Here is a 7,102-nt window from a genome sequence, read left to right as displayed (position 1 = left end):
CGCCGATACCGAGCGATACCACGCACAGCGAGGCGTAGAGCCAGCCCAGCTGGCTCGGCGTCACCGAGCAATTGCGCTTCAGGAACCAGTGGATGTTCTGGCCTGAAACGGTGGCAAAACGAAACACGGAATTCGACACGGGCGAGTTCAGCAAATCGGTGCGTCGACGGCTGCCCAACCCCTTGTCTCCACAGGATCGGACAGACCTCGTTCGCGGAACACTACCCGCGAGTTTCACGCAACGGCGGATTGTAGCGGGTAGACACAGGCGCCCGGTCGCGGATGCGGGAGTGAGCCGGGCGCGCCGCTCAGGCGCCCGGCCGCCCGCGCTGCAGCATCGAGCGCATCTCGCGCAGCGACACCGCGCTCTCGGCCGAAAGCGCCACGCGCGGCGCGGGCTTGAAGGCATGGCCGTAGATGACCTCGAAGGTCAGCGCGATGCGCCCGCCGCCCTCCTGCGCCGGCGCCAGTTCGGGCAATGCGTGCTTGAGCGCCTGGTGCCATGCCTTGCCGCGAAGCGCCGGGAAGCGCGCCGGATGCAGGTTGCGCCCGAGCGTGCGCAGCTCGGCCAGTGCCGCTTCGGGCGTGGCCCAGGTGAGCACGATGCGTTCCATGTCCATCACCGGCTCGGCGAAGCCGGCATGCACCAGCATGTCGCCCCAGTCGTGCATGTCGGTGTATTCGTGGCCCGCGGCCGGCCAGCCCAGGCGCGCGTGCAGCGCCCGCAGCTCGCGCACCGTGTCGGGGCCCAGGCACGAGAACATCAGGAAGCCGTCGGTCGCCACCAGCCGGTGCCAGCGCGCGATGAGCGCCTCGGGGTCGGCCGCCATGTGCAGCGACATGTTGGCCCAGAGCAGGTCCACGCCGTCTTCGGGCGGTGCGTCGAAGCGCAGCTTGCTGCCCTGCCAGCGTCGCGCGCTCCACCAGGGCGCGGCCAGCGCCTCGCCGGCCGCGGCGGCCAGGTTCGCTTCGGGTTCGATCACGAAGCAGGCGGCTTCGCGGTAGCGCCGGGCCACCAGCTCGTGCGCCTCGAGGCCGCCGCGCAGCGGCGCCCAGTCGGCCCAGGTGCGCGGCTGCGCCTTGATCCATTGCAGCCGGTCTTCCATGCGGCGGCCGATTTCCTCGTGCAGCCAGGGCGAGCCGTCGGCGGGCGCGAGCCGGCTCCAGCGTGCGGCCGCCGTGGGATCGATGGTCGGCGGTCTTCTTGCGGGGTCGGTGGCCATGGGGCCGTGAGTATATTGAGCCCATGTTCAGCCGTTGGGCCGACCGGCCTTTGACCTCTCTGCTCGCACGGCTGCCCAGCCAGTGCGAGGTGTGCCGCGCATGGCCCTCGCGCCGCATCTGCGATGCCTGCGTGGCGCGCTTCGCGCCGCCGGCCGCGCGCTGCGGCAGCTGCGCCCTGCCGGTGCCCGAGGGCGTGGCGCGGTGCAGCGAATGCATGCGCGATCCGCCGCCGCTCGATGCCTGCTTCGCAGCCTGCGCCTATGCGTGGCCCTGGCCCGATTGCATCGCTCAATTCAAGTTCCACGGCGAGGCCGGCTGGGCCGGGCCGCTCGCCACGCTGATGCGCAGCGTGCCGTGGGTGGAGCCGGCGCTGGAGCAATGCGACCGGGTGCTGCCGATGCCGATGGCGCCGGCCCGGCTGCGCGAGCGCGGCTTCAACCAGGCGCTCGAACTGGCGCGCCGGCTCGCGCCCGCCAAGACCGACGCGGCGCTGCTGCTGCGTACCCGCGAGACGCCGGCGCAGAGCGGCCTCGCGCGCGCCGAGCGCCTTGGCAACCTGCGCGGCGCCTTCGCGGTAGAGCCCTTGCGCGCCCACGAGCTGCAAGGCCGGCGCGTGGTGCTGGTCGACGACGTGATGACCAGCGGTGCCTCGCTGTTCGCGGCCGCCGCGGCGCTGCGGCTGGCGGGCGCGGCGCACGTTACGGCCCTGGTGTTCGCGCGCACCGATCCGCCGCATTGAGCACCGCGACAATCGGCGCATGTTCCATATCGTCCTGGTCCAGCCCGAAATCCCGCCGAACACCGGCAACGTGATCCGCCTTGCCGCCAACACCGGCTGCACGCTCCACCTGGTCGAGCCGCTGGGTTTTTCGATGGACGACCGCCTGCTGCGCCGCGCCGGGCTCGACTATCACGAATACGCCGAAGTGAAGCGCCACGCCGGCTGGCAGGCGCTGCTCGAGGCCGAGCGGCCGGCCGCCGAGCGCATGTTCGCGCTCACCACGCGCGGCACGCGGGCCGTGCACGACGTGCGCTTCCAGCCGGGCGACTGGCTGGTGTTCGGCTCGGAGACCAGCGGCCTGCCCCCCGCTGTACGCGAGGGCTTTGCCGAACCGCAGCGCCTGCGGCTGCCGATGCGCGAAGGACAGCGCAGCCTGAATCTGTCGAATGCCGTGGCGGTGACCGTCTTCGAGGCCTGGCGCCAGAACGGCTTCGGCTGAGCAAAGGCCTCAGCGGTAGCGGCGCACCACCGATTCGGCCACGCAGGCCGGCTTGGCCGCGCCTTCGAGCTCGATCGTGGCTTCCCAGGTCATCTGGATGCCGTCGTCGGCGATCGGCTCCGCCGTGAGCAGCTTCATGCGCGCGCGCAGCCGCTTGCCCACCGGCACCGGCGACATGAAGCGCACGCGGTTCAGGCCGTAGTTCACGCCCATGCGCGACTCGACCACATCGAGCGCCGCCTCGAAGAAACGCGGCAGCAGCGACAGCGTGAGGAAGCCATGGGCGATCGGCCCGCCGAAGGGCCCGGCCTTGGCGCGCTCGATGTCGACATGGATCCACTGGTGGTCGCCCGTGGCCTCGGCGAACTGGTTCACCTGCTCTTGCGTGATGGTGATCCAGTCGCTCACGGCAACTTCCTGGCCGACGCAGGCCGCAAGATCCTGGAGCGTCTGGAATGTCTTTTTGGTCATGCGCGGCATTCTGGCGCGAAGGCCGGCGGCGCGGCTGTCGGCCTTGCGACAGCCGCGATCCTCAGCCTTCGAGCCAGTCGCAGATCGGCTGCCACTGCGCCAGGTCGCGCTGCACCCGGCCCGGCGCGATGTCGAACAGCGTGAGCCCGCGCGCCGCGAGCTGCACGTAGTTTTGGGTGTCGCGCAGTTCGCCCAGCACCGGCACGCCAAGGCTGGCGATGAACTCGTGCAGCCGGTCGGCCGCCAGGGTGCGGGCGTTCACGCGCATGCCCACGAGGCTGATCTTCGTCTTTTCGGCGCGGCGCTGCTCCTTCAGCCGGTCGAGGAAATCGCGCGTGGCGTAGATGTCGAAGATGCTCGGCTGCAGCGGCACGATCACCCGGTCGGCCAGCGCCAGCACCTCCTTGAAGCGCCAGCCGTGCAGGCCGGCGGGGGTGTCGAGCACCGCATGCGTGGTGCCGCGCGGCGGCCGCACCACGGCGCTGTCGCCGGTGGCTTCCCAGGTGGCGATGGCCCGCGCCTGCGGCGGGCGCAGGCCCAGCCAGAGGCGCGAGGACTGCTGGCGGTCCACGTCGCCCAGCATCACCGCATGGCCGCGGCTCGCAAAGTAGCCCGCAATGTTGGTTGCGAGCGTCGATTTGCCCACGCCACCCTTGGGATTGGCGACCAGAACCACCGGCATAGCATCTCCTCCAGAGCTGGAAACCTCCGCATCGTAGCGACACGGGATGCGTTCGGCCCCGGCAAGCGCCAAACCTGCGCTATGTTCGCGGCATGACGACAACAACATCGGCCGCCGGCGACACCGGCGGCATCTACGTGCTCGCGGCCCATCCGCACTGGCGCGACTCGCGCGTGAACCGGCGCATGCTGGCCGCCGCGCGCGGCGTGCCGGGGGTCGATGTCAACGACATCTACGGCAGCTACCCGGACTTCTCGATCGACGTCGAGGCCGAACACGCCCGGCTCGCCAGGGCCAGCCTGGTGGTGCTGCTGCACCCGATCCAGTGGTATTCGATGCCGGCGCTGCAAAAACTCTGGCTCGACGACGTGCTCAGCTACGGATGGGCCTACGGCCCAGGCGGCACGGCCCTGCAGGGCAAGGACTGCTGGCTGGTCGCCACCACGGGAAGCCCCGAGGCGAGCTACCACCCCCAGAGCTACCACCGCTATTTCTTCGACGCCTTCCTGCCGCCCTACGAGCAGACCGCGGCGCTGTGCGGCATGCGCTTCCTGCCGCCGCTGGTCTTGCACGGCGCGCGCAGCGCCGCGGAGGACGAGGTGGCGGCACACGTCGAGGTGTTCGCCCAGCGGCTCGGCAGCTACCCGCAATGGCCCGAGCTCGAGGAGCTCGACGCCTGCGTGGCCTGCCCGGTGCCCGAAACCGACCGCCCGGCCGAAGCCGATGGCCTGGACGAGGCGGCGTCTGCCGCCAACGATGAACAGAACGACGAAAAAGGCATGGCCTGAGCATGGAACACGCACCCGCCTGGCTGACCAACAGCCTGATCTATCTGGGCGCCGCCGTGCTGGTGGTGCCGCTGTCCAAGGCGCTGGGCCTGGGCTCCATCATCGGCTACCTCGTGGCCGGCATCGCGATCGGCCCGTGGGGGCTCGGGCTCGTCTCCAGCGTGGAGGACGTGCTGCATTTCGCCGAATTCGGCGTGGTGCTGATGCTGTTCCTCGTGGGCCTGGAGCTCGAACCCAAGCGCCTGTGGAACCTGCGCCGGCCGATCTTCGGCTGGGGCACCGCGCAGGTGCTGAGCTGCGCCGCGGTGCTGTTTGCCGTCGGCTTTGCCGCGGGCGTGGCGTGGCGGGTGGCGCTGGTGGCGGCGCTCGGCCTGGCGCTGTCTTCCACCGCCATCGCGCTGCAGGTGCTGGGCGAACGCAACCTGCTGAAGACCCCGAGCGGCCAGGCGGGCTTCTCGATCCTGCTGTTCCAGGACGTGGCGGCCATTCCGATCCTCGCGCTGCTGCCGCTCTTGGCCGGCGCCACGGCGGCCGAGCAGTCGCTCAGCGGGCTGGACCGCACGCTCGAGGGCCTGAAGATCGTCGGCGTGATCGCCGGCATCATCCTCGGCGGCCGGCTGGCCCTGCGTCCGCTGCTGCGCTGGATCGCGCGCAGCAACACGCCCGAGATCTTCACCGCCGCGGCGCTGCTCCTGGTGGTGGCCATCGCCGCGCTGATGCAGTTCGTGGGCCTGTCGATGGCGCTGGGCGCCTTCCTTGCCGGCGTGCTGCTGGCCGAGAGCGAATACCGGCGCGAGCTCGAGACCGACATCGAGCCCTTCAAGGGCCTGCTGCTGGGSCTGTTCTTCATKGCCGTGGGCATGTCGATCAACTTCGGCGTGCTGATCGCGAGCCCGGGGCTGATGGCGCTGCTGGTGGTCGGCTTCATGGCCATCAAGCTGGCCGTGATCTACGCGCTGGCCAAGGCCATGGGCCTGGCCTACCAGGAGCGGCCGGTGTTCACGCTGCTGCTGGCGCAAGGCGGCGAGTTCGCGTTCGTGGTGTTCCAGGCCGCGGGCCCCGACGTACTGCCGCCCGAGACCACCTCGCTCCTGATCGGCGCGGTGGCGCTGTCGATGCTGCTGTCGCCGCTCCTGCTGGTGCTGCTCGACAAGTTCGTGCTGCCGCGCTACAGCCGCAGCAACGGCACGCAGCTGGAAGAAATTTCGGAGCAGCAGGACGCCAAGGTGCTGATCTGCGGCTTCGGGCGCTACGGCCAGATCGTGGGCCGCATGCTGATATCGCAGGGCCTGCGCGTGACGGTGCTCGACCACGACGCCGACACCGTGGAGGGCCTGCGCCAGTTCGGCTTTCGCGTGTTCTACGGCGACGCGACGCGGCTGGACCTGCTGCGCACCGCGGGCGCCGGCACGGCCAAGGCCATCGTGGTGGCGGTGGACGACATCGAGCAGTCGCTGGAGATCGTCGATCTCGTGAAGGAGCACTTTCCGAAGGCCCGCATCATCGCGCGGGCGCGCAACGTGAACCACCTGTTCCAGCTGCGCGACCGCGGCGTGACGGACGTGGAGCGCGAAGTGTTCGAGTCGTCGCTGCGCAGTGCGCGCACCGCGCTCGAGGCGCTGGGCTGGCCGGCGCACGAGGCGCGCGAATCGGCCATGCGCTTTCGCCGCCGGAACCTCAAGCTCAGCGACGAGATGTACCCGCACTACAAGGACCGCGCCCAGCTGATCGCGGCCAGCAAGGCCGGCCGCCAGCAGTTCGAGGAACAGATGGCGCGCGAACGCGAGGAACGGCAGCGCCGCTCGGGCCTCGACTGGGACCTGATCGAGGAAAAGGAAGAGGCGGACGCGTAGCCCGCGCCGGGCCCCGCCTACTGGCGCTCAGCCCTCCAGCTTCAGCAGCCTGACCGCATTGCCCTTCAGGATGCCCGGCATCACCTCGGGCTTGAAGCCGGCGGTCTCGAAGTCCTTCATCCAGCGGTCGGGCGTGATCAGCGGATAGTCGCTGCCGAACAGGATGCGGTCCTTCAGCAGCGTGTTGGCGTACTGCACCAGCTGCTTCGGAAAATACTTGGGGCTCCAGCCCGAAAGGTCGATCCAGACGTTCGGCTTGTGCGTGGCCACGCTCAGCGCCTCGTCCTGCCAGGGAAAGCTGGGGTGCGCCATCACGATCTGCATGTCGGGAAAGTCGATGGCCACGTCGTCCAGGTGCATCGGGTTGCTGTACTCCAGCCTGAGGCCCCCGCCGCAGCGCATGCCCGAGCCGATGCCGCTGTGGCCGGTGTGGAAGATGGCCGGCAGCTTGTGCTCGGCAATCACCTCGTACAGCGGCCAGGCCATCTTGTCGTAGGGGTGGAAGGCCTGCACCGTCGGGTGGAACTTGAAGCCCTTCACGCCGTGCTCTTCAATCAGGCGCCGCGCCTCGCGCGCGCCCATCTTGCCCTTGTGCGGATCGATGCTCGCGAAGGCGATCATCATGTCGCTGTTCTTCTGTGCGGCTTCGGCGATTTCCTCGTTCGGGATGCGGCGGCGGCCCATGTTCGATTCGGCATCGACCATGAACATCACCAGCCCGATCCTGCGTTCACGGTAGTAGGCCACGCTCTCGGCAATGGTGGGCCGGCCGCTGTAGACGAAGTACTTGTCGGCGGCGCGGTCGTATTCCTCGCCGTAGTTGTCGAACGGGTTCAAGCAGCTCACTTCGGCGTGGGTGTGGAT

Annotated in this window: 8 protein-coding genes and 1 pseudogene; 4 read left to right on the top strand and 5 right to left on the bottom strand. The window is 69.6% G+C overall.

Going from position 1 to position 7,102, the window contains the following annotated elements:
- Both AC1DOC_RS12530 and AC1DOC_RS12525 read right to left on the bottom strand, forming a co-directional pair.
- A pseudogene (locus AC1DOC_RS12530) lies at nt 1-139 on the bottom strand (DUF2244 domain-containing protein); the annotation flags it as partial.
- Nucleotides 140-308: 169 nt separating this feature from the next.
- The gene (locus AC1DOC_RS12525; protein ID WP_018906707.1) at nt 309-1,223 is read right to left on the bottom strand and encodes a class I SAM-dependent methyltransferase; all 915 of its coding nucleotides are present in this window, start codon (nt 1,221-1,223) and stop codon (nt 309-311) included.
- Nucleotides 1,224-1,246: 23 nt separating this feature from the next.
- Here AC1DOC_RS12525 and AC1DOC_RS12520 point away from each other — a divergent pair, with 23 nt between their 5' ends.
- Together AC1DOC_RS12520 and trmL are read left to right on the top strand one after the other, a co-directional pair.
- Nucleotides 1,247-1,963, top strand: a complete 717-nt coding sequence (locus AC1DOC_RS12520) for a ComF family protein (protein ID WP_278877748.1) — start codon at nt 1,247-1,249, stop codon at nt 1,961-1,963.
- Between the two features lie 19 nt (nt 1,964-1,982).
- A complete protein-coding gene (gene trmL / locus AC1DOC_RS12515) occupies nt 1,983-2,444 on the top strand; it encodes a tRNA (uridine(34)/cytosine(34)/5-carboxymethylaminomethyluridine(34)-2'-O)-methyltransferase TrmL (protein WP_015867166.1) in 462 nt (153 codons plus the stop codon).
- 9 nt (nt 2,445-2,453) lie between these two features.
- Here the strand turns inward: trmL and AC1DOC_RS12510 are convergent, their stop codons facing one another.
- Together AC1DOC_RS12510 and AC1DOC_RS12505 are read right to left on the bottom strand one after the other, a co-directional pair.
- Nucleotides 2,454-2,924 carry a MaoC family dehydratase gene (locus AC1DOC_RS12510; RefSeq protein ID WP_015867167.1) on the bottom strand — a complete coding sequence of 157 codons (471 nt, stop codon included), beginning with the start codon at nt 2,922-2,924 and terminating at the stop codon, nt 2,454-2,456.
- Between the two features lie 52 nt (nt 2,925-2,976).
- Nucleotides 2,977-3,597 (bottom strand): ParA family protein, encoded by a 621-nt coding sequence (locus AC1DOC_RS12505; protein ID WP_062365515.1) that lies wholly within the window; start codon nt 3,595-3,597, stop codon nt 2,977-2,979.
- A 92-nt stretch (nt 3,598-3,689) separates the two neighbouring features.
- Here AC1DOC_RS12505 and kefF point away from each other — a divergent pair, with 92 nt between their 5' ends.
- Nucleotides 3,690-4,385, top strand: a complete 696-nt coding sequence (gene kefF, locus AC1DOC_RS12500; RefSeq protein ID WP_278877751.1) for a glutathione-regulated potassium-efflux system oxidoreductase KefF — start codon at nt 3,690-3,692, stop codon at nt 4,383-4,385.
- 2 nt (nt 4,386-4,387) lie between these two features.
- Nucleotides 4,388-6,238, top strand: a complete 1,851-nt coding sequence (gene kefC, locus AC1DOC_RS12495; protein WP_478129881.1) for a glutathione-regulated potassium-efflux system protein KefC — start codon at nt 4,388-4,390, stop codon at nt 6,236-6,238.
- A gap of 27 nt (nt 6,239-6,265) precedes the next feature.
- On the opposite strand, the gene AC1DOC_RS12490 is transcribed toward kefC, so the two are convergent.
- Nucleotides 6,266-7,102: amidohydrolase family protein (locus AC1DOC_RS12490; RefSeq protein WP_478129880.1), on the bottom strand; the 837-nt coding region annotated here is incomplete at its 5' end.

The organism is Variovorax sp. 01T439_2 (genome assembly GCF_056398445.1).
This window is presented reverse-complemented; position numbering and strand designations above follow the sequence as displayed.